Raw genomic sequence first — 25,122 nt, forward strand, 5'->3', positions numbered from 1 at the left:
GCAGCCTGACGCTTACTGCGCGCCGTCGGCCGGCTTGGCACCGACCGGCTGCAGCACCTTGACCTTGGCCCTTTCCTTCAGGACCTCGACGTAGTTCATCATGTCCTGCTGGGCCACGATATTGTCGATCTGCTCGGCGTCCGCGCTGCGGCGGGCGGCGTCCGGTTGCGCCGGCTGGTGCACCTTGCCGATGCGGTAGATGCCATAGCCCATGCCCGGCAGCTCGACACCGACGTAGGCCGGCAGCTTGCTCACGTCCGCCTTCAGTACGGAACGCGCCGCCAATGGGCTGATGCCGTCGATCTTGGCGCGCGAAATCGTCTGGACCGGACCGAAGCCGGCGGCGTCACCGGAAGCCTTGACCGCGGCCAGTTTCGCTTCGCCTGCCTTCTTGGCGGCGGCCAGCGCTTCCTGTGCCGTCACCTGCTGGCGGATCTGCGCTTCCACTTCGGCCAGCGGACGCTTCGCCGCGGCCTTGAACTCGAGGATGCGGCCAGCCACCAGGGTGCTTGGTGCCACTTCCACCGCTTCCGTGTTGCGCTTGTTCTTCAGCGAATCGTCCGAGAACAGGGCCGTCAGGAACTTGGCGTTGTTGTAGGGCGCCTGGCCAGCGACCGGATTCGGCGTGCGCGTCACACCCGTCGCCGTTTCGATCTTCAGGCCCAGCTTGTCCGCGACGGGCTTCAGGCTGTCCGACTGCTCGTACACCGTGTTGGTGAACGTCTCGGCGGCCTCGGAGTACTTCTTGGCGGCCTTCTGCTTTTTCAGCTCCAGCGCGATGTCGCCCTTGACGGCGTCCAGCGGCTTGACGGCGGCCGGCTTCAGCGACGTCACGGTGATGACGTGGTAGCCGAATTCGGACTCGACGACGTCGCTGACTTCGCCCTGCTTCAGCTTGAAGATGGACGCTTCCACGGTCGGCACCAGCGAGCCTTTCTCGATCACGCCGAGGTCGCCGCCCTGCTCCGCCGAGCCCGGGTCTTCCGATTTCGCCTTGGCGATCCTGGCGAAGTCCGCCGGGGCCTTGCGTACCTCGGCCAGGATGGCTTCGGCCTTGGCTTTCGCGGCAGCCTTGGCGTCGGCCTTGGCGGCCTTGTCGACAGCTACCAGGATATGGCTGGCGCGGCGCTCTTCCGGTGCCGTGAAACGGGCCGGCGCGGCATTGTAGACGGCCGCCACTTCGTCGTCGGTCACGCTGACCTGGCTGGCGATGGCGTTGGCGTCGAACACCACGTATTCGATGCGGGCCTGTTCCGGCACCTGGAACAGCTTGTCGTTCTTGTCGTAGAACGCCTTGACCATGGCGTCGCTGACCTTGACCTCGGCGGCGAAGCCGGACAGCGGCAGCACCAGTTCCTGCACGTCGCGTTCCTGCTCCGTCAGGTTCGACACCATCTGCGCCACGGCGCGCGGTGCGAACGCGCTGCCTTGCACGCCGGCGGCCAGTTGCTGGACCGTCAGGTCGCGCTTGAGGGACTGGAAGTAGCCTTGCGGGGTCAGGCCGGTCTGGCTGGCGATCAGGTTGGCGGCCTTCTCTTCGTCGAGCTTGCCGTCGGCCTTGAACATGCCGGGGATGTCCTGCAGGCTCTCGGCCAGGGCGCGCTGCACGGCCGCGTCGCCGGCGCCCAGGTGCGCACGCGACGCCTCGGCGACGATGGCGCGCTGGGCGATCAGGTTGTCCAGCACGCTCTGGCGGAACTCGGGGGTATCGAACAGTTTCTGGTCGAACTGGGCGCCCAGGCGCTGGCGGTACTGGTCCAGCTGACGGCGCAGCGCCTGGTCGTATTCCTGCTGGGTCACGGGCTGGCCGTTGACCTTGGCGACCGTCGTGGCGTCGTTGCCGAAGCTCTCGTAGCCGCTGACGCCCACGAAGACGAACGACGGCACGATGACGATCGCCAGCAAAATCTGCATCAGTTTTTGATGCGTACGAATGAATTCAAACATGGTCGGCCAATTGGATGAGTGGATCACCAGGCGCGCCGCTGCTTGCCGCCGCGACGCGCCTGTAAAAAAGGCGAACCCGAGTTCGCCCTCTGCTGCTCACGCGATTATAGGGGGGGCGTTCCGCTATAGCAAGGTAGCGGTTTGAATAATTGATAAGGGGGCACGGCGGTGGCGGGCTTGGGGACTGTCCCTTCGGGACTGTCCCCGGTTTTTATCCGCGGTGCTGACGATGGCGATTAAAACCGGGGTCAGTCCCTGCGGGGACAGACCCCAAGCTTGGGGGCGCTGCGGGTGCGCTCCCTGTCACCAAGGGTTTTGCTGACGGATCGTCTAAAAAGCAAAAAGCCCCGCAGCTTCGTTTTGCTGTGGGGCTTGCATGCCGTGTTTCCTTGGCGGATCCGACGGGGCTCGCCGATGTTCCGCCGGGAGAGGCAGGGGTTTCGCGAAGCACTGCTTCGCGCCTGCCGAACGGCGTTGCCCTACCAGGCAACGCCCGCGGTTTCGCCTCCAGGCGAAACCCTTCGAGCCCCAAGCCGGACTCCCCGCAGGGGGAGTCCTCTTGCGACTAAATTCTGGCGGAGCGGACGGGGCTCGAACCCGCGACCCCCGGCGTGACAGGCCGGTATTCTAACCAACTGAACTACCGCTCCAGGACTGCAACTACGTCACAACAATACAACTACCACTGTGCTTCAACTGCGCAGCAAGCGGTCGTCAGTGACAACCGCTCACTGAATTCAATTAGTTTACAGCATCTTTCAGTGCTTTACCAGCCTTAAATTTCGGCACTTTGGCGGCGTCGATCGTGATCTCTTCCTTCGTGCGCGGGTTGCGGCCCGTGCGGGCGGCGCGCTCGCTCACCATGAAGGTGCCGAAGCCGACCAGGGTCACGCTGTCGTTCTTGGCCAGAGTAGTGGTTACGCCATCGATCATCGCGTCCAGCGCGCGTGCCGCGGCCGCTTTCGAGATGTCAGCGGAAGTGGCGATATGGTCGATCAGTTCAGTCTTGTTCACAGCTTGTTCCCCGTCACAAAGGTTTAAATCGTTTATACCGTTTTCACGCCCCTCATGGGAGCGCTGCCCGGCAGATGAAAGGGGGCATCGAAAAATCTTCGCGGACAGAACCGACAGGCCCGGCCGCACGCGTGAAACATGAGACAGAACAGGGGCCGGCGATGAAGCGCAGTGGATTTTTCGAGGCTCCCTGTAGGGCAGAGAAAAATCTCAGGCCGTATTAAACAGGCCGCGCTTGCCCTGTGTCAAGGCGTGAAGTTGTAAAAAATGCGCGGATCTCCCTCTGGAAACCGCTTGCGCACGTAAAAACGGGCACCCGAGGGTGCCCGTCGCATCAGCGCATGGCGCAGCTTGGTGCTCGCTTAGTGCTTGACCACGTCCGTCTGGCCGTCCGGCTTGGCGTTCGGCGCCGTCACCGCGTCCACCGCCGGCACGTCCGCCAGGGCTTCCGGCTGGCGCTCCAGGGCGATTTCCAGCACCTTGTCGATCCAGCGCACCGGCACGATCTCGAGCTTGTTCTTGACGTTGTCCGGAATCTCGGCCAGGTCCTTCACGTTCTGCTCGGGGATCAGCACCGTCTTGATGCCGCCGCGATGCGCCGCCAGCAGCTTCTCCTTCAGGCCGCCGATCGGCAGCACCTCGCCGCGCAGCGTGATCTCGCCCGTCATCGCCACGTCCGCGCGCACCGGGATGCCGGTGAACACCGATACCATCGCGGTGGTCATCGCGATACCGGCGGACGGACCGTCCTTCGGCGTCGCGCCTTCCGGCACGTGGATGTGGATGTCCTGCTTCTCGAACGACTCGGCCTTGATGCCCAGGCGCTGTGCGCGGCTGCGCACCACCGTGCGAGCAGCCTCGATCGACTCCTTCATCACGTCGCCCAGGGTACCCGTGCGGATCACGTTGCCCTTGCCCGGCATGATGACCGATTCGATCGTCAACAGGTCGCCGCCCACTTCCGTCCAGGCCAGGCCGACCACCTGGCCGACCTGGTTTTCCTTCTCGGCCACGCCGAAGTCGTAGCGGCGCACGCCCAGGAACTTGTCCAGGTTTTTCGGCGTGATGGCGACCTTCTTCTCGGTCTTCTTCAGGAGCAGCAGCTTGACCACCTTGCGGCAGATTTTCGACACTTCGCGTTCCAGCGAACGCACGCCGGCTTCACGGGTGTAGTAACGGATCACGTCGCGAATCGCGGCCTCGCTGACGGCGATCTCGCCTTCCTTCAGGCCGTTGTTCTTGATCTGCTTGGGCAGCAGGTAGCGCAGCGCGATACTGGTCTTCTCGTCTTCCGTGTAGCCGGACAAGCGGATGACTTCCATCCGGTCCAACAGCGCCGGCGGGATGTTGTACGAGTTCGACGTCGCCACGAACATCACGTCCGACAGGTCGAAGTCCACCTCGATGTAGTGGTCCGAGAACGTGTGGTTCTGTTCCGGGTCCAGCACCTCGAGCAGGGCCGACGATGGGTCGCCGCGGAAGTCCGCGCCCATCTTGTCGATCTCGTCCAGCAGGAACAGTGGGTTGCGCACGCCGACCTTCGCCAGCGACTGCAGCACCTTGCCCGGCATCGAGCCGATGTAGGTACGACGGTGGCCGCGGATCTCGGCCTCGTCGCGCACGCCGCCCAGGGCCATGCGCACGAACTTGCGGTTCGTGGCGCGGGCGATGGACTGGCCCAGCGAGGTCTTGCCGACGCCTGGAGGACCGACGAAGCACAGGATCGGCGCCTTCAGCTTGTCGACGCGCTGCTGCACCGCGAGATATTCCAGGATGCGTTCCTTGACCTTCTCCAGGCCATAGTGATCGCCTTCCAGCACCTTCTCGGCGTTGGCCAGGTCGTTGTTGACCTTGGACTTCTTCTTCCACGGCAGCGACACCAGGGTGTCGATGTAGTTGCGCACGACGGTGGCTTCGGCCGACATCGGCGACATCAGCTTCAGCTTCTTCAGCTCGGCATTGGCCTTGTCCAGCGCTTCCTTCGGCATCTTGGCGGCCAGCACCTTCTTCTCGAGCTCGTCGAAATCGGCGCCCTCTTCGCCCTCGCCCAGTTCCTTCTGGATCGCCTTGACCTGTTCGTTCAGGTAGTACTCGCGCTGCGACTTTTCCATCTGGCGCTTGACGCGGCCACGGATGCGTTTCTCGACCTGCAGGATGTCCAGTTCGCCTTCCAGCTGGCCGAGCAGGTGCTCCAGGCGCTTGGCGACGTTGAAGATTTCCAGGATGACCTGCTTCTGCTCGAGCTTGAGCGGCAGGTGCGCCGCCACCGTGTCGGCCAGGCGGCCGGCATCGTCGATGCCCGACAGCGAAGCGAGGATCTCGGGCGGGATTTTCTTGTTCAGTTTTACGTACTGGTCGAACTGCTGCACGATGGCGCGGCGCATCGCTTCGATCTCGGAATCGTCGCCGATTTCCGATTCCAGCGGCGTCAGGTCGGCCATGAAGTGCGTCGGCGCGTCGGTGATCTTGCGGATGCGCGCGCGCTGGGCGCCCTCGACCAGCACCTTCACGGTGCCGTCAGGCAGCTTCAGCATTTGCAGAATGTTGGCGACGCAACCGATCTCATAGATATCGGCGGGGGAAGGTTCGTCCTTGGCGGCGGCTTTCTGGGCGGCCAGCATGATGCTCTTGCCCTGCTCCATTGCGGCTTCCAGCGCCTTGATCGATTTTGGACGCCCCACGAACAGGGGTATCACCATATGCGGGAAGACGACGACATCCCGTAAAGGCAACAACGGCAGTTGGGTCTGCTCAGTTAATTTGGAAGTTGTCATGGCGTACCTTATGTAAAAGCATGTTTATGATGTAGGCACTAGCAGCCGAATCACAAGACCTGCGGTCATAATATTTATCGACAACACATAATATTGCCCAAATATTAGGCCGCTACAGGGCAATGAAGTTTCTCCACCACCCTCTAAAAGAGCCGTCCCCGAATGAAAAAAGCCACGCGCGACAGGCGCCGCGAGTGGCTTTTCGAGTGAAGCCTGCTTCTCTTATTGGTTTCGATTGTACTGCCTTGCCGTACGGATGCAAAACGCTTTTTGCGGAAGTGTGCAACCCTTATTTAATTTTCACCGGAGGCTTTTGGCGTCTCCTGGTAAATCAGCAAAGGTTTCGCGCCCTGCGTGATCGTGTTCTCGTCGATGACGACCTTCGTCACATTCTGCTGGTTCGGCAGGTCGTACATGATGTCGAGCAGCGCATGTTCGAGGATGGAACGCAGGCCGCGCGCGCCGGTCTTGCGCGCCAGCGCCTTGCGGGCGATGGCGTGCAACGCGGCCGGACGAATCTCCAGCTCGGCGCCTTCCATCTCCAAGAGCTTGCTGTACTGCTTGATCAGTGCGTTCTTCGGCTCGACCAGGATCTGGATCAACGCCTCTTCCGTGAGTTCGGACAGCGTGGCGACGACCGGCAGGCGGCCCACCAGCTCGGGGATCAGGCCGAACTTGATCAGGTCTTCCGGTTCCGCTTCCAGCAGGATGTCGGCGTTGGAACGCTGCTCCTTGCTCTTCACGGTGGCCGAGAAGCCGATGCCGCTCTTCTCGGAACGGTTCGAGATGATCTTGGCCAGGCCATCGAAGGCGCCGCCGCAGATGAACATGATGTTGGTCGTGTCGATCTGCACGAAGTCCTGGTTCGGATGCTTGCGGCCGCCTTGGGGCGGCACGGAAGCCATCGTGCCTTCGATCAGCTTCAAGAGGGCCTGCTGCACGCCTTCGCCGGACACGTCGCGGGTGATCGACGGATTGTCGGATTTGCGCGAAATTTTATCGATCTCATCGATGTAGACGATGCCGCGCTGGGCCTTCTCGACATCGTAGTTGCAGCTCTGCAGCAGCTTCTGGATGATGTTCTCGACGTCTTCGCCCACGTAGCCGGCTTCCGTCAGGGTGGTCGCGTCGGCGATCACGAACGGCACGTTCAGCATGCGCGCCAGGGTCTGGGCCAGCAGCGTCTTGCCGGAGCCGGTGGGGCCGACCAGCAGGATATTGCTCTTAGCCAGCTCGACGTCATCCTTCTTGCCCAGGTGCTTCAGGCGCTTGTAATGGTTGTAGACAGCCACCGACAGGATACGCTTGGCCGTCTGCTGGCCGATCACGTACTGGTTCAGCAGCTCGGCGATCTCGTGCGGCGTCGGCAGGTCCGACTTGGCGCCCGTGACGGATTCGATGCTGGACGTCTCGTCGCGAATGATGTCATTGCACAAATCAATGCACTCGTCGCAGATGAAGACGGAGGGCCCGGCGATCAGCTTCTTGACCTCGTGCTGGCTCTTGCCGCAGAACGAGCAGTACAGAAGTTTTTCACCGCTGGAAGATTTTTTGTCGGACATGGGACGTTTTCTTTAGTTGCCAAGAATAGGTGTTGCATTTTCGGAAGCCGGCCGTCGCGCAGGGGCTCGTGCCCCTTGCGAAACTTGCGCCATGTAAGCAGGCAATGAGTCCTGCACACAACCACCATGCTACCCGAAATAAAAATAAAACGCCCGGAACGGTGTAGCGTCCGGGCGGTTTTTTAGCGTTTTTGCTTGGGACGCATCAAGCGCGGGTCGTCAACACCTTGTCGATCAGGCCATATTCCGCAGCCTCGTCGCCGGACATGAAACGGTCGCGGTCGGTGTCCTTGGCGATCTGATCGATCGACTGGCCGGTACGCTCGGCCAGGATACTGTTCAGGCGGTGGCGCAGGTACAGGATTTCCTTGGCCTGGATTTCGATGTCGGAGGCCTGGCCTTGCGAGCCGCCGGACGGCTGGTGAATCATGATGCGCGAGTTCGGCAGCGAGAAGCGCTTGCCCTTGGCGCCAGCGGCCAGCAGGAAGGCGCCCATCGAGGCGGCCATGCCCGTGCACAGGGTCGACACGTCCGGCTTGATGAACTGCATCGTGTCGAAGATCGCCAGGCCCGCCGAGACGGAACCGCCCGGCGAGTTGATGTACAACGAGATGTCCTTGTCCGGATTCTCGCTTTCCAGGAACAGCAGCTGGGCAACGATCAGGTTGGCCATCTGGTCGTTGACGGGACCGACCATGAAGATCACGCGCTCTTTCAAGAGACGCGAGTAGATGTCGTACGAGCGCTCGCCGCGACCGCTCTGTTCGATCACCATCGGCACCAGGCCGAGCATTTCCGTATCGAGTGCCGGATTACGGTTCATTCCGATCATTCCGATCTTTCCTTTTCCAAGTGAAGCAGCGCCGGCAGCAGCTTGTTACCACACGACGGTGATACCCATGCTGCGGCCGGCGCCGGGATCTAAGGCAGCAGATTAGCCCTGCTGTGCGCTTCCCATCAGTTCGTCGAACGGGATTTCCTTGGTCGACGTCTTCGACAGGCCCAGAACGTAAGTGACGACGTTTTCTTCCAATACAAGGGCTTCCACCTCGGCCAGGCGGCGACGGTCGCTGTAGTAGTACTTCAGCACTTCGCGCGGGTCTTCGTAGCTCTGTGCGAAGTCCTCGATCTGCGCCTTGACCTGCTCAGGCGTTGCCTGCAGGTTGTTGTCGCCGACCAGCTTCGACAGGATCAGGCCCAGGCGCACGCGGCGCTCGGCCTTGTCCTTGAACAGCTCTGGTGGGAATGGTACATCTTTTACGTTCATGCCGCGCTGCGCCATGTCCTGGCGGGTCATCTCGGCCAGGCGCTCGGTGTCCTGGGCGATCAGCGCCTGCGGCACTTCCAGCGTGGCGGTCTTGACCAGCGCGTCCATCACGGCTTCCTTGTTGCGCGCCTTGACGCGGCCAGCCACTTCACGTTCCAGGTTGACCTTGATGTCCTCGCGCATCTTGGCCAGGTCGCCGTCGGCCACGCCCAGCGATTTGGCGAACTCGGCGTCCACTTCCGGCAGGTGCGCCCATTCCAGCTTCTTCAGGGTGATCGTGAACTCGGCGGTCTTGCCGGCCACGTCCTTGCCGTGGTAATCCTCCGGGAAGGCCAGCGGGAAGGTCTTCGACTCGCCCACTTTCAGGCCGACGGTCGCCGCTTCGAATTCCGGCAGCATGCGGCCTTCCCCCAGCACGAACGTGTAGTCGTCGGCTTTGCCGCCTGGGAACTCGACGTCGTCGATCTTGCCGACGAAGTCCACGGTCACGCGGTCGCCATTGGCGGCCACGGCTTCGCCGCCGTCGCCGTGCTCGCCTGCCTCACCCTTGGTGTGGAAGTGCACGCGCTGCTTGCGCAGGATGTCGATGGTCTTGTCGATCTCGACGTCGGTGACGTTCGACTTGACGGTTTCGATGTCCACTTGCGACAGATCGCCGATCTCGACTTCAGGGTACACTTCGAACGTGGCGTCGAAGGTCAGCTGGCCTTCCGGTGCGTCCTGTTTCGGCTCGATCTTCGGGAAACCGGCGACACGCAGGTTGTTCTCGTTGGCGGCGTCGTTGAAGGCGCGGCCGACCTTGTCGTTCAGCACTTCGGTTTCGATCTGGTAGCCGTACTGCGCCGCGACCATCTTCATCGGCACCTTGCCAGGACGGAAGCCTGGGGCGCGAGCGGATTTGGCCTGCACTTTGAGGCGCTTTTCCACTTCGGAACGGACGTCCGACAGCGGGAAGGAAATCGTGATACGGCGTTCGAGTTTGCCCAAGGTTTCGACAGCAGTTGCCATGTAAAAATCGTCCAAAAAATGTGAATTCTTGTTGGTGCGAGGAGGGGGACTCGAACCCCCACACCATTGCTGGCGTCAGGACCTAAACCTGGTGCGTCTACCAATTTCGCCATCCTCGCGCATCTGACCGCCCGTCATTTCCCGGTCAGTCATCTCCGTATGCAAAAGCAAAGGGCGACCATCAGTGAAAACGGGTCGCCCTACCCTGCAATTGCCGCAATTGAACAGGTGCTTTCAACTTCAACACGGTATTTTACTGGGTTTTCCCAAGAATGGGGGTGGAATTTTGGCGTTTCGCCAACTGAGCAATAAAAGCAGCAACCCACACCGACAGCTGGGGTCGGACCCGGCGGGTCCGACCCCAGCTTTGCTCTAGCGGACCGGTTTCTTGACGCGGAACCAGGCCGCGTACAGCGCCGGCAGGAACAGCAAGGTGAGCGCGGTCGCCAGCACCAGCCCGCCCATGATCGCCACCGCCATCGGCCCCCAGAACACGGAGCGCGACAGCGGAATCATCGCCAGCGCCGCGGCCGCGGCCGTCAGCAGGATCGGCCGGCAGCGGCGCACGGCCGCTTCGACGATCGCATCCCACGGCGCGGCGCCGGCCTGGATGTCCTGCTCGATCTGGTCGACCAGGATGACCGAGTTACGGATGATCATGCCGAACAGCGCGATGATGCCCAGGTTGGCCACGAAGCCGAGCGGCCGGCCCAGCAGCAGCAGCGCGAACGCCGCGCCGGCCACGCCCAGGGGGCCCGTCAGGAACACCAGCAGAGATCTAGAAAAGCTATGGAGCTGCAGCATCAGCAAGGTGAAGATCAGGAACAGCGCCAGCGGCAGGTTGACGGCGATCGACTGCTCGGCTTCGCCGCTGTCGGAGGCCGCACCCTTCTCGACGATGCGGTAGCCGGCCGGCAGTTGCGCGCGCAGCTGGTCCAGCCGCGGATTGATCTGGCCCGACACGGTCGGGCCCTGGATGCCCTCGGCCACGTCGGCCTGCACCGTGATCGCCCATTCCCGGCCCAGGCGCCACACCACGCCCGGCTCCCACACGAAGCGCACCCGCGCCAGCTGCGAGATCGGCACGGACTTGCCGGAGGCCGTAGGCACGTTGGTGCTGTTCAACGCCTCCATCGTGGCGCGCTCCTCGACCGGCTGGCGCACCTGGATGTCGATCAGGCGGATACCCTCGCGGAACTGGCCCACCGTGGTACCGGACAGAATCGTGTTCGCCACCCGCATCACGGTCTGCGACGTGACGCCCAGCGCGCGCATCTTGTCCTGGTCCAGGTCCAGGCGCAACACCTTGACGGACTCGTTCCAGTTGTCGTTGACGCCCACCGCGTTCGGATTGGCGCGCACGATGTCCTTGACCTGGTCGGCAATCGCCCGCACCTTTTCGACCTCGGTGCCGGTCACGCGGAACTGCACCGGGTAAGGCACCGGCGGCCCGTTCGGCAGCAGCTTGACGCGCCCGCGCACTTCCGGGAAATCGGTCTTGAACACCTGTGTGATCTTCCGGTACAGCGCCGCGCGCGCCGCCAGGTCCTTTGGCAGCACGACGATCTGCGACACGTTCGACTGCGGGAAGATCTGATCCAGCGGCAGGTAGAAGCGCGGGCTGCCCGTGCCGACGTAGCTGGTCACGCTCTCCACGCCCGGCTGGGCGCGGATGAACGCCTCGAACTTTTTCACCTGGGCCTCGTTGGCGGCGAACGCCGTGCCTTCGGGCGACCACATCTCGACCATCAGCTCCGGCCGCGACGAGTCGGGGAAGAACTGCTTCTCGATGAAGTTGAAGCCGTAGATGCCGAGCGCGAACAGCGCGAGCGTCGCGGCGATGGTCACCTTGCGCCACTCCACGCACCAAGTGACGACGGCGCGGAAGCGTCGGAAGCCCGGCGTGTCGAACACGTCGTGGCCATGCTCGCCTTCCGCATGCGGCTTCACCTTCAGCAGGATGTAGCCGATATACGGCGTGAACATCACGGCCACCACCCACGAGGTGATCAGCGCGATCGCGTTGACCGAGAACAGCGAGAACGTGTACTCGCCCGCCGCCGACTTGGCCAGGCCGATCGGCAGGAAGCCGGCCACCGTGATCAGGGTGCCGGTCAGCATCGGCAGCGCGGTGGACGTGTACGCGTACGTCGCCGCCTCGAAGCGCGACAGGCCCTCCTCCATCTTGCGCACCATCATCTCGACGGCGATGATGGCGTCGTCCACCAAGAGGCCCAGGGCAATGATCAGCGCCCCCAGCGAGATCTTGTGCAGGTCGATGTCCAGCATGCGCATGAACAGGAACGTCACGGCCAGCACCAGCGGGATCGTCAGCGCCACCACCAGACCGGGGCGCACGTCCAGGCGCAGCTTCGGCTTGGTGTGCAGACCGAGCGCGACGAAGCTGACGGCCAGCACGATCAATACCGCTTCGATCAGGGTGCGCACGAATTCGCCGACGGAGGCCGTCACGGCCTGCGGCTGGTTCGACACCCGTTCCAGCTCGATGCCGACGGGCAGCTTGCCCTTCAGCTGCGCGACCGTCGCCTCCATCGCACGGCCCAATTCGATGATATTGCCGCCCTTTTCCATCGACACGCCCAGCCCGATCACTTCCTTGCCGTTGAAGCGCATCTTGTCCGAGGGCGGGTCCTCGTAGCCGCGCTTGACCTTGGCGAAGTCGCCCAGCCGGAACGTGGTGCCGTTGGCGCGCAGTTCCAGGTTTTCCAGGTCCTTGACGGTGACCAGCGCGCCGGTGACGCGCACCTGCAGGTTGTCGGTCGGCGTGACCAGCGTGCCGGTCGACTCGACGCTGTTCTGCGCGGCGATCTGGCCGACGATCTGGTCGAACGAGATGCCCAGCTGGGCGAACTTCTGGTGCGAGAACTCGATGGTGAGCTTCTCTTCCTGCACGCCGAACAGCTCGACCTTCGACACCTTCGGCACGGCCAGCAGCTGCTGGCGCACGAAGTCGGCGTAGTCCTTCATCTGCGCGTACGTGAAGCCGTCGCCGGACAGCGCGAAGATCGAGCCGTAGGTGTCGCCGAATTCGTCGTTGAAGACGGGACCCTGCACGCCGGCCGGCAGGGTGCCGCGGATGTCGCCGATCTTCTTGCGCACCTGGTACCACGACGCCGCCGTTTCCTTCGGCGGCGTCGATTCGCGCAGGTTCAGGATAATCAGCGTCTGACCGGGCTTGGAGTAGCTGACGATCTCGTCGATGTATGGCGTCTCCTGCAGCTTCTTTTCCAGCTTGTCCGTGACCTGGTCGGCCATCTGCAGCGCCGTGGCGCCCGGCCAGAAGGCCTGCACCACCATGGCGCGGAAGGTGAACGGCGGGTCCTCGTCCTGGCCCAGGTTCTTATAACTGAGCATGCCGCCGATCAGCATCACGGCGATCAGGTAGCGCGTCAGCGGGATGTGCTCCAGCGCCCAGCGCGACAGGTTGAAGTCCTTCATTTGGCCGCCGCTTTCGGCACGTCGTCGCCCAGGATCGTGACCTTCTGGCCAGGCTTGAGCAGGTGCACGCCGGCGGTGACGACCGTCTGCCCGGCTTTCAGGCCGCTGGCGACGATCAGGTCGTTGCCATCCGCGCCGGCCACCGTCACGGGCACCAGCTTGACGGCACCCTGCTCGACGATCCACACCGATGTGGCGTTCTTCTCATGGTACAGCGCCGACAGCGGCACCTTGATGCGCGGCTCGGCCGAATGCGATTCGAATTGCGCGACGGCCGTCATGCCCAGCTTCGCGTTCGTCACCGCGGACGGCAGGCTGACCTTGAACGCATAGGTGCGCGTGGCCGGATCGGCCACCGGCGCCACCTCGCGGATCTTGCCGGTAAACGGGTGCTCGGGATCGGCCCACAGGCGCACCTTGACGGTGGCCAGCTTGCGCAGCTCGTCCACCTTGTCTTCCGGGACGCCGAATACCACCTCTTTTTCGTCGGTGCGTGCCACCCGCACGACCGGCGTGCCGGCCGCCACCACCTGGCCCGCCTCGGCGTCGATGGCCGTGACGACGCCGTCGATATCGGAGCTCAGGCTGGCGTAGCCGGCCTGGTTCGACTGGGTGCGGTAGGCCGCGCGCGCCGCCTCGACGTTGGCCTGGGCGGACTTGTAGGCCGACTCGCGCTGGTCCAGCACGGCCTGGCTGACGAAGTTCTGCCGGCGCAGCTCGCGGTAGCGTTTGAGCTCCGCGTCGGCCAGGTCGCGGCTGGTTTCCGCCGCGCGCAGCGATGCCAGGGCCTGGGCCTGCGACAGCTGCAGGTCCTGCGGGTCCAGCTGCATCAGTACCTGGCCCTTCTTCACCGTGCTGCCGACTTCCACCTTGCGGGCGACGATCTTGCCGGGCACGCGGAAGCCCAGGCGCGATTCGTAGCGGGCGCGCACCTCGCCCGAGAATTCGGCCGCCACGTCGACGGAGGAACCGGCCAACACCAGCGCGCGTACGGGACGAATGTCTTCCGTCTTCTCGGCCGGCTTCGAGCAGGCCGCCAGCAGCGCCGCGACTGCCAGCAGCATCAGGGGGGACTTCAGGACGTGCACATCTCTCTCCTTCACTTCTTGGTGCGGGAGCCGCGCTCCCGCATCTGATTGCGGCGGTAACAAAATGCCACTATGATTGCAGCCTCAAAATTAATGACTTTCCGTTAAGTTAAAAATTATAGTCGCGGTGGCATCTTTTTAAAATGACTTTGGCGTCATTTATTTCGAGCGCCCGCACTACCGGAGCCCTATGCCCGTCGAGCACTACGAAAACTTCCCCGTCGCGTCCCTGCTGCTGCCGAAACGGCTGATTCCCGCCGTCGAGGCGATCTACGCCTTCGCCCGCAGCGCCGACGACATCGCCGACGAAGGCGACGCCACCCCGGCCGAGCGCCTGGCGGCGTTGCGCGAGTACGAAACGGCGCTGGTCTATATCGAACTGGGCCGCGGCGCCCTGCCGCCGCTGTTCCAGCGGCTGGCACGGATCATCCGCGCGCACGATCTGCCTTTGAAACCCTTCCACGACCTGCTGTCGGCCTTCCGGCAGGACATCGCCGTCACGCGCTACCAGACCTACGACGAGCTGCTGGACTACTGCGCCCGCTCGGCCAACCCGGTCGGCGTGCTGATGCTGCATCTGTACGGCGCCGCCAGCGACGACAACGTGCGCGACTCGAACGCGATCTGTTCCGCGCTCCAGCTGATCAACTTCCTGCAGGACGTGGCGCTCGACGAAGCCAAGGAACGGATCTATATCCCGATGGAGGACCTGGCGCGCTTCGCCGTGCCGCCGGCGCAGATGGCCGCGGCCGAGGCCAGGGGCAAATGGCGCGCGCTGATGCGCTTCGAGGTGCAGCGGGCGCGCGCGCTGATGCTGTCCGGCGCGCCGCTGGCCCTGCGGCTGCCGGGCCGCGTCGGCTTCGAACTGCGCCTGGTGGTGCAAGGCGGCCTGCGCATCCTGGAGGCGATCGAGGAGGTCGACTACGACGTGTTCCGGCGGCGCCCCAAGCTGGGACGGGCCGACTGGTGCCGCCTTTTTTGGCGCGCGCTGCGGATGAGACAGGGCTGAGCGGGCGGTTGCCTATAGAATAGCGGCTTTTATCGTTTCACTCAGACCATAATAATATGTCTCCCGACGAATACTGCCAGCAGAAGGCCGCCCAAAGCGGCTCCAGTTTCTATTACAGCTTCCTGTTCCTGCCGCCCGAACGCCGCCGCGCGATCACGGCGCTGTATGCCTTCTGCCGCGAAGTGGACGACACCGTCGACGAGACCAGCGACGAGTCGCTGGCCCGCATCAAGCTGGCCTGGTGGCGCACCGAGGTGGGGGCCATGTACGAAGGCAAACCGACCCACCCCGTCACCAAGGCCCTGCAGCCTTTCCTGCAGGCCTACACGCTCAAGCAGGAGCACCTGCACGCCATCATCGACGGCATGGAGATGGACCTGAACCAGAGCCGCTACCTGGATTACGCGGGCCTGAAGAAGTACTGCTGGCACGTGGCCAGCGTGGTGGGCATCCTGTCGGCCAGCATTTTCGGCGCGACCCGGCCGGAAACGCTGCAGTATGCGGAAAAGCTGGGCCATGCCTTCCAGCTGACCAACATCATCCGCGACGTAGGCGAGGACGCGCGCAAGGGCCGCATCTACCTGCCGATCAACGAGCTGCAGCAGTTCGGCGTGACGGCGGCCGACCTGCTGAACGCCCGCCACAGCGAGAATTTCACCAAGCTGATGGCGTTCCAGGCCGCGCGCGCCCAGCAGGCCTACGACGAGGCCTTCGCGCTGCTGCCGAAAGAAGACCGGCGCGCCCAGCGCCCCGGCCTGATCATGGCCGCGATCTACCGCACCCTGCTGGACGAGATCGAGCGCGACGGCTACCACGTGCTGACCCAGCGCATCTCGCTGACGCCGCTGCGCAAGCTGTGGCTGGCCTGGAAGACCTGGGTGCGCAGCTGATGCGCACCGCGCCATGACGGCTAATATTGCCGTGGTCGGCGGCGGCTGGGCCGGCTGCGCCGCCGCCGTCGAGCTGGCGCGCGGCGGCGCCCGGGTCACGCTGTTCGAAGCCGCCCGCACCCTGGGCGGCCGGGCGCGCCGCATCGAGCAGGCCGGCCGCACGCTGGACAACGGCCAGCACATCCTGCTGGGGGCATACGACCGGACGTTGCGCCTGCTGGCCACCGTCGGCGTCGACCGGCGCCAGGCCTTCCTCACCTTGCCGCTGCAAATGCGCTACCCGCCCGGCCGCGGCGGCATGGACTTCGTCGCCCCGCGCCTGCCCGCGCCGCTGCACCTGGCCGTGGCGCTGCTGCGCGCGCAGGGGCTGGATCGGGCCGACAAGCTGGCGATGGCCAGGTTTTCCACCACGGCGCGCTGGCTGGGCTGGCGCCTCGACACCGACTGCAGCGTGGCCGAGCTGCTGGCCCGCTACGACCAGACCGAACGCCTGTACCGCCTGATGTGGCGGCCCCTGTGCCTGGCCGCGCTGAACACCGCACCCGAGCAGGCCTCCGCCAACGTGTTCCTGGCCGTGCTGCGCGACAGCCTGGGGGCCGGCCGCGCCGCGTCCGACATGCTGCTGCCGCGCGCCGACCTGTCCGCGCTGTTTCCGGACGCGGCGGCGCGCTGGCTGGCCGGCCACGGCGCCACCGTGCGCACCGGCGCGCGCGTCGACACCGTCGCGCCGGCCGGCGGGGGCTGGCAGGTCGGCACTGAGACCTTCGATGGGGTCGTGCTGGCCGTGGCGCCGGTCAGCGCGGCCGGGCTGCTGGCGCCACTGCCGGACAGCGCCACGCTGACGGCCCGACTCGCGGCCCTGGCGCCGGAACCGATCGCCACCTGCTACCTGCAATACGATGCCACGCTGCGCCTGCCACAGCCATTCTTCGCGCTGGCGGACGACGCGACGGCAGGCCGCTGGGGCCAGTTCGTGTTCGACCGCGGCCAGCTGGACGACGGCCAGGCCGGCATGCTGGCCGTGATCGTCAGCGCGGCCGGCGCCGCCGCCGCGCTGCCGCGGCAGGCGCTGGCCGACGCCATCGCGGCCCAGTTGGCGGCCGAGTTCGGCCGTCCGCAACTGGCGGCGCCCGGCTGGAGCACCGTCGTCACGGAAAAACGCGCCACCCACGCCAGCACGCCGGGACTGCAACGGCCGGCCAACGAGACGCCCTGGCCCGGCCTCGTCCTGGCCGGCGACTACACGGCCGGCGAGTACCCTGCCACCCTGGAAATGGCCGTGCGCAGCGGCCTGGCGGCGGCAACCCTGCTGCGTGCACGGCGGTGAGGATGGCGCTCCGTCCCCTCAGGCCGCCGCCTGGGGCCTGTTTCCTGCAGTCTGTCGCAAGCAACTGGCATGCCGGGCCACGTCCCCGTACAGTGCCACCATGGACAACCGGGACAAGGAAAGAGGCGAAACATGATGCGCAACGGATGGGCAACCCTGGCAATGACGGCGCTGGCGGCGGCGCTGGTGGTGGCGCTCGCGGCGGCCAGCCTGGCCGTCATCGTCACCACGCACACGGTCACGCCGACGCTGCTGCAGCACGCGTGATGCCGGCGCGCGGATGACGGCCATGGGCAAGCAGGACTACCTCGACGCACTGCGCAAGGCGCTGGCCGGCCTGCCGGCGGAAAACGTGGCGCGCACGCTGGCCTACTACGAGCAGCGCTTCATCGACGGCCTGACCGTCGGGCGCAGCGAGGCCGAGGTGGCGGCGGAGCTGGACGAGCCGCGCCGGATCGCCATGACGCTGCGCGCCAACGCGCACATGGCCACGCTGGAGTCGCGCAAGGCGCCGGCCAGCGCCCTGCGCATGGCGGTGTCGTTCGCGGGCCTGGCCGTGTTCAACCTGTTCATGGTGGTGCCGGCCGCCGTCTTTGCGGCGCTGCTGATGGCGCTCTACATCGCCTCGGCCAGCGTCTACGTCAGCGGCATCGCCATCACGGCCAGCGGCCTGGCGGGCGCCAACGAGATCGTCCTGGCCGGGCCGCTGCACAACCTGGTCGGTTTCTCGACCGATGACGACGGCGACAACCCCGTGCAGACCCGCATCTCGATCGGCGACGGCGGCATCCAGGTCGAACAGGAAGCGGTGGCGGGCCGCCACGAAGGGGCCAGCCGCTCCGAGCGCATCCTGGACAGCGCCGAGGCCATGGCGGACGGCAGCGTACGCATCGCCATCGACCGCGAGGGTTCGTCACGGGCTGCCCAGACCACGCTGGGCGGGGCCATGATCCTGAGCGGCATCGGCCTGTTCCTGCTGTCGCTGGTCGTCACGCGCTACACGGGCCTCGGCCTGAAGCGCTACGTGCAAATGAATTATTCCCTGTTGCGAGGACGCTGAAGATGCGCTTGCGAACCCTCGTCAAGATCGCGCTGTCGCTGCTGGCACTGGCCTTCGTGCTGGTCGGCGTGTCGTACAGCATGCTGCGCGCCCAGGGCGTCGCCAACCCCTCCAGCACCGCCGGCCGCGTCACGCGTACCGAGACGCGCGAGATCGGCAACGGCATCCGCGCCATCGACCTGGAAGGCCCGATCGACCTGACCGTGCGCCAGGGCGGCGTGCCGAAGCTGAAGGTACGCGGCGAGCAGCGCCTGCTGGGCAATGTGGTGACGCAGCAGGAGGGCGGCACGCTGCGCATCGGCACGACCGGCATGGTGTTCCACCACCGGCGCCCGCTGCAGGTGGAGCTGGAACTGCCCTCGCTGGCCGAGGTCACGGTACGCGGCAACGGCGACAGCAGCGTGCAGGGCTTCTCCGGCGAGCGCCTGCAACTGGCCATGAACGGCTCCGGCAGCCTGTCCTTCAATGGCCGCTACCGCCATGTCAAGGCGGCCGTGCGCGGCTCGGGCACGCTCGACGTCAAGGCCGGCAACAGCGAGGACGTCGAGCTCGAGATGGTCGGATCCGGCACCATCGCCAGCTCCGGCAGCTGCCGCAAGCTGTCCGCCGGGATCTCGGGCTCCGGCGATATCGACGCCGAGCACATGGCGTGCGACGACGCCATCGTCAAGATCCACGGCTCCGGCTCGACCCGCGCGTTCGCGCGCAAGTCGGCCGTGGTGTCGGTCGCCGGCAGCGGCGACGCGACCGTCTATGGCAATCCCGACGAGCGGGTCGTCAGCCGCACCGGCTCGGGCTCGGTGGATTTCGAGTAGATCAGCCGCGCGCCAGCCAGCGTGTCACCTCGCGCCCGGCCGCGACGCCGCTGGCCAGGCAGGCCGTCAGCAGGTAGCCGCCGGTCGGCGCTTCCCAATCGAGCATCTCGCCCGCCACGAACACGCCCGGCAGCGCGCGCAGCATGGTGCCCTCCAGCGCCTCGAAACGCACGCCGCCGGCGCTGCTGATCGCCTCGTCGATGGGCCGCGGCGCGCGCAGCGTCAGCGGCAGCGCCTTCAGTCCGGCCGCCAGCCGCACCGGATCGTGGTAGGCCTCCTTGCTCAGGCACTCGTGCAGCAGCCCGGCCTTGACGCCCTTGATGTGCAGCCGGCCCTGCAGGTGCGAGGCCATGGAGCGGCTGCCGCGCGGCCGGGTCACCTGGTCCAGCACGCGCTCGTGCGACAGGTCGGGCAGCAGGTCCAGTTCGATCGTCGCGCTGCCGTGCGCCGCGATGGCGTCGCGCATCGGGGCCGACATGGCGTAGATCAGGCTGCCCTCGACTCCCGTGGCCGTGACGACGAACTGGCCCTGCTTGCGTACGCGCCGCCCGGTGTCGTCGCTCCAGGTGGCGGCCACCGTCGTCAGCGGCTGGCCGGCATGGCGGCTGGCGAAATGCGCGCTCCAGCCGACGTCGAAGCCGCAGTTGGACGGCCGCAGCGGCGCCACCGCGATGCCGCGCCCGGCCAGCAGCGGCACCCAGGCGCCGTCCGAGCCCAGCCGCGCCCAGCTGGCGCCACCCAGGGCCAGGATCGTCGCGTCGGCGCGCACCAGCGTCGTGCCGGCCGGCGTGTCGAAGCGCAGCGCACCGTCCTGCCAGCCGCTCCAGCGGTGCCGCTGGTGCAGGTGCACGCCCGTTTCGCGCAGCCGGTGCAGCCAGGCGCGCAGCAGCGGCGCGGCCTTCATCTCGGTGGGGAACACGCGGTTCGAGGTGCCGACGAAGGTTTCCACGCCGAGACCGTGCACCCAGGCCCGCACGGCATCCGGGCCGAACGCGTCCAGCATCGGCCGCAGCACGCCGGCACGGGCGCCGTAGCGGGTGACGAATTGATCGTAGGGCTCGGCGTGCGTGATGTTCATGCCGCCGCGGCCCGCCAGCAGGAACTTGCGCCCGCTGGAGGCCATCGCGTCGTAGACGTGGATCTCGCAGGTGCCGGCGGCGGCGACGGTCTCGGCCGCCATCAGCCCGGCGGGGCCGCCGCCGACGATGGCGACGACGGGGCGTGGATTGGTGTGGGTGTTCATAGGGGCGGTATTGTAACCGCCGGCGTGAGCATGGGGACTGTCCCCGAAGTTTACGCCGCTCCGCCGAACCCGTGCTGGCAGGCACCTGTTCGCGGGGGGCTCCCTTGCGCCGCCGTGGCTACGTCACCCGCCCGTCACCGGCGGGAAGAACGCCACCTCGGCACCATCCACCAGCGCCGTCTGCGCATCGCACATGCGCTGATTGCAGGCCATGCGCAGCGCCCGGCCCTCGGCCAGCGCCCCCGCCCACGGCTCGCCGCGCGCGATCAGCAAGGCCCGCAGCGCGCCCACGGTAGTGACGTCGGCCGGCACGTCGATGGTCTCGGCGCCGGTGCCGACGGTCTCGCGCACGCTGGCGAAGAATTTCAGGTGGATGCGCATCTCAGTACAACAAGTCGTTGAAGGGAATGAAACGGACGATGTCGCCCGCCGCGATGGCCTGGCCGGCCGGGTTGTCGATCAGGCCCTCACCCCACACGGTGGAGGTGAGCACGCCCGAGCTCTGGTTCGGGAACAGGTCCAGGCCACCGGCCGCGTTGCGGCGCGCGCGCAGGAACTCGTTGCGGCGGTCGCCCTTGTACGCGAAATCGGCGCGCAGCAGGTAAGGCTGCGGCGCTGGCACCTCGGCGCCCTGCAGGCGCAGCAGGAACGGCCGCACGAACAGCAGGAACGTCACGAAGCTGGACACCGGATTACCCGGCAAGCCGAGGAAGAAAGCCTGGCCGACCTCGCCGAACGCCAGCGGCTTGCCCGGCTTGACGGCGATCTGCCACATGTTCAGCTTCCCTTCCGCTTCCACCGCCGGCTTGATGTGGTCTTCCTCGCCGACCGAGACGCCGCCGGACGTGATGATCAGGTCACTCACGTCGGCCGCCTCGCGCAGCACGGCGCGGGTGGCGACCAGCGAATCGGGCACGATGCCGAAATCGGCGATCTCGCAGCCCAGGTTTTCCAGCAGCGCGCGCAAGGTGAAGCGGTTCGAATTGTAGATGCCGCCCGGTGCCAGCGGCTCGCCCGGCATGGTCAGCTCGTCGCCGGTGAAGAACACGGCCACGCGCAGCTTGCGCCACACCGGCAGCTCGGCCAGGCCGACCGATGCCGCCAGACCCAGTTCCTGGCTGCGCAGCCGGGTGCCGGCGCGCAGGATCGCGCTGCCGGCGGTGATGTCCTCGCCGCGGCGGCGGATCCAGTCGCCCGGCTGGGGCACGTGGCGGATCGTGACGCTGCCGTCGGCGGCTTCGCACTGCTCCTGCATGACGACGGCATCCGCCCCTTCCGGAATGAAGGCACCCGTGAAGATGCGCGCGGCGGTTCCCGGCTGCAGCGGCGCACCCACGTGGCCGGCCGGAATGCGCTGCGAGACCGGCAAGGTGGCCGCACCGCTGGCGCAATCGGCCGCGCGCACGGCATAGCCGTCCATCTGCGTGTTGTCGAAGCCCGGTACGTCCAGGGTCGAGACCTGGTCGGCCGCCAGCACGCGGCCGTTGGCCTTCAGCGTGGCGACGCGCTCCACCTCGGCGACGGGGCGCGCGGCGGCCAGCAGCGTGTCGAGCGCCTGCTGCACGGTCAGCATCGGTGCGCCCGCCATCACAGCCCCGTATTGGCGGCGATGTACGCCTTCATCTTGTCCACGTCCGGTGGCATCACGGTGAACTTCTGCGGCAGTGCCTCGATGTCCTCGAAGCCGGCCGGGCGCTCGGCATCCTCGCCCAGCGCTTCCAGGATGGTTTCGTTGAACTTGGCCGCCAGCGCCGTCTCCAGCACGATCATCGGCACGCCCTCTTCCAGGTGCTCCTTGGCGACCTTGATGCCGTCCGCCGTGTGGGTGTCGATGACGATGCCGTAGTCGTCGGCGACGTCGCGGATGGTCTGCACGCGGTCCTGGTGCGTCGACTTGCCGGACTTGAAGCCGTACTGCGCCACTTTCGTGAACTCGTCGCCGTCGCTGCCCGCCTTGCCGGACAGGTCGAAGCCGCCGTCGGTCTCCACTTTCGCGAACAGCGCCCGTACACGGGCCGGGTCACGGCCCACCAGGTCGTAGACGAAGCGCTCGAAATTGGAGGCCTTGCTGATGTCCATCGACGGGCTGCTGGTATGGTGCGTCTCGGCCGACTTGCGCACGCGGTAGACGCCGCTGCGGAAGAATTCGTCCAGCACGTCGTTCTCGTTGGTGGCGACCACCAGCTTGTCGATCGGCAGGCCCATCATGCGGGCGATATGGCCGGCGCAGATATTGCCGAAGTTCCCCGACGGGACGGTGAACGACACTTTCTGGTCGTTCGACGTGGTCGCTGCCAGATAGCCGCGGAAGTAGTACACCACCTGCGCCACCACGCGCGCCCAGTTGATCGAATTGACGGTGCCGATCTTGTGGCGCGCCTTGAAGTCCAGGTCGTTCGAGACGGCCTTGACCAGGTCCTGGCAGTCGTCGAACACCCCTTCCACCGCGATATTGAAGATGTTCGGGTCCTGCAGCGAGAACATCTGCGCCGTCTGGAATGCGCTCATCTTCTTGTGCGGCGACAGCATGAAGACTTTCACGCCGCGCTTGCCGCGCATCGCGTATTCGGCCGCGCTGCCCGTGTCGCCGGAGGTGGCGCCGAAGATGTTCAGCTGCGCATCCTGCTTGGCCAGCGCGTACTCGAACAGGTTGCCCAGGAGCTGCATCGCCATGTCCTTGAACGCCAGCGTGGGGCCGTTCGACAGCGCCTGCAGCACCAGCTTCCTGCCGCCCTCTTCTTCCAGCGTGCGCAGCGGCGTGATGTCGGCCGCGCTTTCGTCCGGGCGCGCATTGCGGTACACCTCGGGCGTATAGGTCTTGCGCGCCAGCGCGGTCAGGTCCGCCTCGGGGATGTCGGTCGCGAACTTCTTCAAAATCTCGATGGCGAGATCGGCATACGACAGCTTGCGCCAGGCATCGAGCTCGGCGGACGTCACTTGCGGGTACTCGGCCGGCAGGTACAGCCCGCCGTCGGGAGCCAGGCCGCCCAGGAGAATGTCGGAAAATTGTGCGGCGGAGGATGCGGCCGATGCGTCGGCGCGGGTGGACACGTAATGCATGGTTCAGAAATCCGGTTAGGCTGCGATGGGGAAGACTATTATAGTGCCACCGGACATTCTGCGTAGATTCTGGCAATTATCTGAATAATATGCTGGCCAAGACCCATGGTGACAGGCACCTGTTTGCGGGTCTCCGACCCGCAAACAGGTGCCTGTCACCGGCGGGTTTGAAGCCGCCGGCTTCTTCGGTTCAGCAAGCGGCGTGGTTGACGGTCACCACGTGAATGGCCAGCCCGCCCAGCGAGGTCTCCTTATACTTGGCCTGCATGTCGGCGCCGGTCTGGCGCATCGTTTCGATCACTTCGTCCAGGCTGACGAAGTGGGTGCCGTCGCCCTTGAGTGACAACGACGCGGCCGTGATGGCCTTGACCGCGCCCATGCCGTTGCGCTCGATGCAGGGGATCTGCACCAGGCCGCCGATCGGGTCGCAGGTCATGCCCAGGTGGTGTTCGATGCCGATTTCCGCCGCGTTCTCGATCTGCGCGTTCGAGCCGCCCAGCGCCGCCACCAGGCCGGCGGCGGCCATCGCACAGGCCACGCCCACCTCGCCCTGGCAGCCGATCTCCGCGCCGGAGATCGACGCGTTGCGCTTGCACAGCATGCCGATGGCGGCCGCCGTCAGCAGAAACACACGCACGCCGCTGACCGGGTCGAGCGGCTTGCAGTCCTCCGCATAGTATTTCAGCACGGCGGGAATGATGCCGGCGGCGCCATTGGTGGGCGCCGTGACGACCCGGCCGCCCGCCGCGTTTTCCTCGTTGACGGCCATCGCGTACAGGCTGACGCCATTCAAGGCGTCGTGCGGCAGCTCGTTGGCGCGGTCGGCACCCTGGGCCTGGCGCCACAGCGCCGCGGCGCGGCGCTTGACGTTCAGCCCGCCCGGCAACTGGCCGGACGTCTCCAGACCATGCGCGATACAGCTGCGCATGACGTTCCAGATGCGATCCAGGCCCGCGTCCAGCTCGGCCTCGCCGATGCGCGCCAGCTCGTTCGCGCGCAGCATGTGCGGAATCGTCAGACCCGTGCGTTCGCCGTGCGCCAGCAGGTCCGCCATCGTGTCGAACGGGTATGGCACGGCGGCCGCGGGCTGCTCGGCGACCGCGGCGCCCTCGCCTTCGGCGCGGATGAACCCGCCGCCGACGGAGTAATACACCTTGGACGTGGTGCTGCCGTCGGCGCGGCGCAGCACGAAGCGCATGCCGTTCGGATGCTCCGGCAGGTTCTCGGTATTGTGGAACACCAGATTGGCCCGGCGCGTGAACGGTACCGCCTTCTCGCCCAGCAGGCGCAGCTCACCCGCTTCCTCGGCCGCGGCCAGCATGCGCTCGACCCGCTCCGGATCGACGTCCTGCGGCGTCTCGCCCATCAGACCCAGGATCACCGCCTTGTCGGTGGCGTGGCCCACGCCCGTCAGCGCCAGCGAGCCGTACAACTCGGCGGTGACGCTGGCGACGTCGTCCAGCGGCGCGTTCTCGACGAGGAAGCGCCGCGCCGCCACCATCGGGCCGACGGTGTGGGACGAAGACGGCCCGATGCCGATCTTGAATAGGTCGAAAACGCTCATGTCCATCTGGTGTCTCTTTTATAGTGTAGTGGTGA

Annotated in this window: 19 protein-coding genes and 2 tRNA genes; 6 read left to right on the top strand and 15 right to left on the bottom strand. The window is 65.8% G+C overall.

From position 1 onward, the window contains the following. Positions 1–12: 12 nt before the first annotated feature. From E7V67_013670 to E7V67_013715, 10 genes are all read right to left on the bottom strand, one after another. The gene (locus tag E7V67_013670) at positions 13–1,947 is read right to left on the bottom strand and encodes a SurA N-terminal domain-containing protein (GenBank protein WUR16104.1); all 1,935 of its coding nucleotides are present in this window, start codon (positions 1,945–1,947) and stop codon (positions 13–15) included. 573 nt (positions 1,948–2,520) lie between these two features. Beyond that, positions 2,521–2,597, bottom strand: a tRNA-Asp gene (locus E7V67_013675). A 91-nt stretch (positions 2,598–2,688) separates the two neighbouring features. Next, on the bottom strand, positions 2,689–2,961 hold the full coding sequence (locus tag E7V67_013680) for an HU family DNA-binding protein (GenBank protein ID WUR16105.1): 273 nt from the start codon (positions 2,959–2,961) through the stop codon (positions 2,689–2,691). Positions 2,962–3,323: 362 nt separating this feature from the next. Next, positions 3,324–5,735: an endopeptidase La gene (lon, locus tag E7V67_013685; protein ID WUR16106.1), complete on the bottom strand. Its 2,412-nt coding sequence runs from the start codon at positions 5,733–5,735 to the stop codon at positions 3,324–3,326. 293 nt (positions 5,736–6,028) lie between these two features. Beyond that, positions 6,029–7,297 (bottom strand): ATP-dependent Clp protease ATP-binding subunit ClpX, encoded by a 1,269-nt coding sequence (clpX, locus tag E7V67_013690; protein ID WUR16107.1) that lies wholly within the window; start codon positions 7,295–7,297, stop codon positions 6,029–6,031. A gap of 205 nt (positions 7,298–7,502) precedes the next feature. Beyond that, entirely contained in the window at positions 7,503–8,129 is a 627-nt protein-coding gene (gene clpP, locus E7V67_013695) for an ATP-dependent Clp endopeptidase proteolytic subunit ClpP (GenBank protein WUR16108.1), read from the bottom strand. A gap of 102 nt (positions 8,130–8,231) precedes the next feature. Continuing rightward, entirely contained in the window at positions 8,232–9,572 is a 1,341-nt protein-coding gene (gene tig, locus E7V67_013700) for a trigger factor (GenBank protein ID WUR16109.1), read from the bottom strand. 32 nt (positions 9,573–9,604) lie between these two features. Then, positions 9,605–9,691: transfer RNA gene (locus E7V67_013705), tRNA-Leu, on the bottom strand. Between the two features lie 253 nt (positions 9,692–9,944). Continuing rightward, positions 9,945–13,031, bottom strand: coding sequence for an efflux RND transporter permease subunit (locus E7V67_013710; GenBank protein ID WUR16110.1), 3,087 nt, complete (start codon positions 13,029–13,031; stop codon positions 9,945–9,947). Further along, positions 13,028–14,119: an efflux RND transporter periplasmic adaptor subunit gene (locus E7V67_013715; protein WUR16111.1), complete on the bottom strand. Its 1,092-nt coding sequence runs from the start codon at positions 14,117–14,119 to the stop codon at positions 13,028–13,030. The genes E7V67_013710 and E7V67_013715 overlap by 4 nt, the downstream gene beginning before the upstream one ends. A 190-nt stretch (positions 14,120–14,309) precedes the next feature. Between E7V67_013715 and hpnC the strand changes: the two genes are divergently transcribed. The 6 genes from hpnC to E7V67_013745 all read left to right on the top strand — a co-directional run bounded on the left by hpnC (position 14,310) and on the right by E7V67_013745 (position 19,220). After that, positions 14,310–15,128 (top strand): squalene synthase HpnC, encoded by an 819-nt coding sequence (hpnC, locus tag E7V67_013720; GenBank protein ID WUR16112.1) that lies wholly within the window; start codon positions 14,310–14,312, stop codon positions 15,126–15,128. Positions 15,129–15,184: 56 nt separating this feature from the next. Beyond that, positions 15,185–16,018, top strand: a complete 834-nt coding sequence (gene hpnD, locus E7V67_013725) for a presqualene diphosphate synthase HpnD (GenBank protein ID WUR16113.1) — start codon at positions 15,185–15,187, stop codon at positions 16,016–16,018. A 13-nt stretch (positions 16,019–16,031) separates the two neighbouring features. Next, positions 16,032–17,345, top strand: coding sequence for a hydroxysqualene dehydroxylase HpnE (gene hpnE, locus E7V67_013730; GenBank protein ID WUR16114.1), 1,314 nt, complete (start codon positions 16,032–16,034; stop codon positions 17,343–17,345). Positions 17,346–17,477: 132 nt separating this feature from the next. After that, positions 17,478–17,612, top strand: a complete 135-nt coding sequence (locus E7V67_013735) for a hypothetical protein (GenBank protein ID WUR16115.1) — start codon at positions 17,478–17,480, stop codon at positions 17,610–17,612. A 13-nt stretch (positions 17,613–17,625) separates the two neighbouring features. Beyond that, complete coding sequence (locus E7V67_013740) at positions 17,626–18,405, top strand: DUF1700 domain-containing protein (protein WUR16116.1); 780 nt, start codon at positions 17,626–17,628, stop codon at positions 18,403–18,405. 2 nt (positions 18,406–18,407) lie between these two features. Continuing rightward, positions 18,408–19,220, top strand: coding sequence for a head GIN domain-containing protein (locus tag E7V67_013745; protein ID WUR16117.1), 813 nt, complete (start codon positions 18,408–18,410; stop codon positions 19,218–19,220). A gap of 1 nt (position 19,221) precedes the next feature. Here the strand turns inward: E7V67_013745 and E7V67_013750 are convergent, their stop codons facing one another. The 5 genes from E7V67_013750 to E7V67_013770 form a co-directional block, all read right to left on the bottom strand. Next, positions 19,222–20,463 carry a TIGR03862 family flavoprotein gene (locus E7V67_013750; protein WUR16118.1) on the bottom strand — a complete coding sequence of 414 codons (1,242 nt, stop codon included), beginning with the start codon at positions 20,461–20,463 and terminating at the stop codon, positions 19,222–19,224. Positions 20,464–20,586: 123 nt separating this feature from the next. Next, positions 20,587–20,844: a molybdopterin converting factor subunit 1 gene (moaD, locus tag E7V67_013755; GenBank protein WUR16119.1), complete on the bottom strand. Its 258-nt coding sequence runs from the start codon at positions 20,842–20,844 to the stop codon at positions 20,587–20,589. A gap of 1 nt (position 20,845) precedes the next feature. Next, positions 20,846–22,051: a molybdopterin molybdotransferase MoeA gene (locus tag E7V67_013760; GenBank protein WUR16120.1), complete on the bottom strand. Its 1,206-nt coding sequence runs from the start codon at positions 22,049–22,051 to the stop codon at positions 20,846–20,848. Beyond that, positions 22,051–23,523, bottom strand: a complete 1,473-nt coding sequence (thrC, locus tag E7V67_013765; protein WUR16121.1) for a threonine synthase — start codon at positions 23,521–23,523, stop codon at positions 22,051–22,053. Before thrC ends, E7V67_013760 begins: the two co-directional genes overlap by 1 nt. A gap of 190 nt (positions 23,524–23,713) precedes the next feature. Next, positions 23,714–25,093, bottom strand: a complete 1,380-nt coding sequence (locus tag E7V67_013770) for an L-serine ammonia-lyase (GenBank protein ID WUR16122.1) — start codon at positions 25,091–25,093, stop codon at positions 23,714–23,716. Positions 25,094–25,122: the final 29 nt, after the last annotated feature.

The sequence above is a fragment of the [Empedobacter] haloabium genome, from assembly GCA_008011715.2.
Lineage (GTDB): Bacteria > Pseudomonadota > Gammaproteobacteria > Burkholderiales > Burkholderiaceae_D > Rugamonas > Rugamonas haloabia.